This window comes from Psychromonas sp., assembly GCF_983033635.1.
The window spans coordinates 1-1820 of the sequence record NZ_CEZLMY010000215.1; the positions used below are offsets into that span (position 1 = coordinate 1).

3 protein-coding genes are annotated in these 1820 nt (G+C 44.2%); all 3 read left to right on the plus strand.

Going from position 1 to position 1820, the window contains the following annotated elements:
- Positions 1 to 743, plus strand: a 743-nt coding sequence (locus tag AC4GME_RS17105) for a radical SAM protein (protein ID WP_490379863.1), incomplete at its 5' end; no start/stop codon positions are given.
- Between the two features lie 11 nt (positions 744 to 754).
- Complete coding sequence (locus AC4GME_RS17110) at positions 755 to 1195, plus strand: arsenate reductase ArsC (RefSeq protein ID WP_490379864.1); 441 nt, start codon at positions 755 to 757, stop codon at positions 1193 to 1195.
- Positions 1196 to 1207: 12 nt separating this feature from the next.
- Positions 1208 to 1820: MTAP family purine nucleoside phosphorylase (locus AC4GME_RS17115; protein WP_490379865.1), on the plus strand; the 613-nt coding region annotated here is incomplete at its 3' end.

Here is a 1820-nt window from a genome sequence, read left to right on the forward strand (position 1 = left end):
CACCAACGCTGGCCGAGGTTAAACCCTATATAGATCAGGCTCTGCAAATGAATATCGAGAAGTTTTCCTTTACCGGTGGCGAGCCTTTTCTGGTTAAGGAGATTATTGAGATTCTTGACTATGCCTCACAATACAAACCTGTTCTGGTGCTCACGAATGGCACCGAGCCCTTAATGAAACGCTTAGATAAGCTAAGCAAACTTACGGCTAACCCCTATCCTATCTCATTAAGGGTTAGCCTGGATCATCTGCATCCTGACAGCCATGATGCCCATCGCGGCGAGGGGAACTTTGCCAAGGCGATTACCGGCTTAAATGCCTTACACCAGCGTGGCTTTCCTGTTTCTGTCGCTCGCCATATGCAACAAGATGAAAATGCAGCTGAGATTGAACAGGGGTTCAAACAACTTTTTGCCCTCAACGGACTGCCTGAAGATCTGCCTATGGTTGCCTTTCCCGATTTTCTAGTGCCGGGGGCACTGCCACAAGTCCCCCATATTAGTGAGCACTGTATGACCCGGTATCAAAGTGCTGAAAGCCGTGAAAAGTTTATGTGCCATTCCTCTAAAATGGTCGTAAAACGAGATGGGATAATGAAAATTTATGCCTGTACTCTGGTTGATGATGATCTTGAATATGAAATGGGCAGTGATCTAAAAGTCAGTCAACAGCAGATAATAAGTATGAAGCATCACAGGTGTTACAGTTGCTTTGCCTATGGCTCTTCTTGTAGTGAAACATAAGGATCTTAACAATGAAGCAAAAAACCACAGTGCTATTTTTATGCACCGGCAACTCCTGTCGCAGTCAAATGGCGGAAGGCTGGGCAAAGTCCCTTAACCTTGCTAATGTTGAATTTTATTCTGCGGGTATCGAAGCGCATGGACTCAACCCCTGTGCCATTAAAGTGATGCAGGAATCCGGCATCTATATTAATGAGCATAGCTCGCAACTGCTCAGTGAATTCTCTAATATCAATTTTGATCTGGTCTACGCGGTTTGTGACAACGCGAGCAAAAGCTGTCCTGCATTTAATGGCGAAACCCAAGTTATTTGTCATCAGTTTGATGATCCTCCTAAGCTGGCAAACGGGCTGACAGATGAAACAATGGTATTGGATTGTTACCGCCTAGTAAGAGACCAGATAAAGAATTGGATCGACGAATTATCACAACAACTGATCATCTCCCATTAAAGGAATAACAATATGCTCGCAATTATAGGTGGAACTGGAATTTATCAATTTGAAGGTCTGGATATCATTGCCGAACACCTGCTGGAAACACCTTATGGTCAGCCTTCAGCTGAAATTATCGAAGGTCAGTATGGTGAATTAAAGCTGTTTTTTTTAGCAAGGCATGGCAGTGCCCATCAGCTATTACCGCATGAAGTTAACTATCGCGCGAATATCTGGGCACTTAAAAGCCTTGGCGTGACGCAAATTATCGGGCTATCGGCGACAGGCTCTTTGCAACAGGAAATTGCTCCTGGTGATCTATCCCTGCCATCTCAATATTTTGATTTTATAAAAGGAGATAGACAGAAAAGCTTTTTTGGTGAAGGTATTGCTGCGCATGTTTCAACGGCGGAGCCAACCTGCCCACTGCTGGCAAAAAATATTGCTAAGGCGGCAAAGCAATTGGACATTACTCTTCACCAAAACAAAACCTATGCTTGTGTCGATGGCCCGCGCTTAGGGACACGTTCTGAAAGCCTATTTTTGAAAAATGCTGTAAAAGCTGATTTGGTAGGCATGACCAATGTACCGGAAGTGTTTTTAGCTAGGGAAGCGCAAATTTGCTACTGCACTATTGCTATAG

What these genes read in the sequence shown, in the direction of transcription:
- AC4GME_RS17110 (WP_490379864.1), top strand. Translation starts at nt 755, where the DNA reads ATGAAGCAAAAAACCACAGTGCTATTTTTATGCACCGGCAACTCCTGT.